The organism is Bradyrhizobium sp. Crot121, assembly GCF_059512385.1.
In genome coordinates, this window is sequence record NZ_JCAMOR010000293.1 from 1 (window position 1) to 797 (window position 797).

The following is a 797-nucleotide window of genomic DNA, read 5'->3' on the forward strand; positions in this document are numbered from 1 at the left end:
CGGGTGATCGCTTTGCCTTCGTGACACACAACACACGCGACTTCAGCGCTCCGAACGGTAACAGCAAGCTTCCGCACCCGGACCTTGCTGCATTTTTCTCCAAAATCAAATCCCGATATTTTATCAGCATTGGCGACGCGCTGGACGCGTTGCACCTAAAGAATGCTGTGCCTTGGCTGGACGAGTCTTTCGAACAGCCGATCCGCAGCACTAGCGATATCTTAGATGCAATTGAGGAGCTGATGGATCGGATTTGGTACGACCGGCACATGGTTTCCCGGTACAAGATCGAAATTGGCAAGGAGAAGATCGTTCCGAAGCTGCCTGATGTACCCTGGCCCAAGCGAAAGAACCTCATTCAGGCGGACATTTGGGAGGGCGCCCTAAAGTCCGCGGCTAGGGTAGATAATAAATACGGCAAGGAGACCCTTGGTCCGTACTCGAAGTTTGACTGGGGTATGATGAACGGGAAGCTGTCTGCGCTGCGGTGGGTATTAGGCGATGATTGGGACATGCTAGATACCTGACCTGACGGAGACCGGATCGGTCTCTCTCGACGTGGCGATCTGCGTCACATTGCGGGCATGGAAACCCGCATCGTCAACAACATCCCCGAGTGGCGCTATCAGGCGGAAGTCATTGCTCGCCTTCACGCGCTCGAAGACGCCGGGCTTCCGATCACCTGCGCCGGTGATATGAACCGAGCCAAGCGTTCGCGACGCGAGCGCATGGAAGCCAAAGTCACGGGACTTACGGCGGGCGAGCCCGACGTTCGCGTTTATATCACCGGCGGGTTT

Annotated in this window: 2 pseudogenes; both read left to right on the forward strand. The window is 56.1% G+C overall.

Going from position 1 to position 797, the window contains the following annotated elements:
• Positions 1 to 527, forward strand: a pseudogene (locus tag AC5ZGW_RS46590) (PIN domain-containing protein); the annotation flags it as partial.
• Between the two features lie 57 nt (positions 528 to 584).
• Positions 585 to 797, forward strand: a pseudogene (locus AC5ZGW_RS46595) (hypothetical protein); the annotation flags it as partial.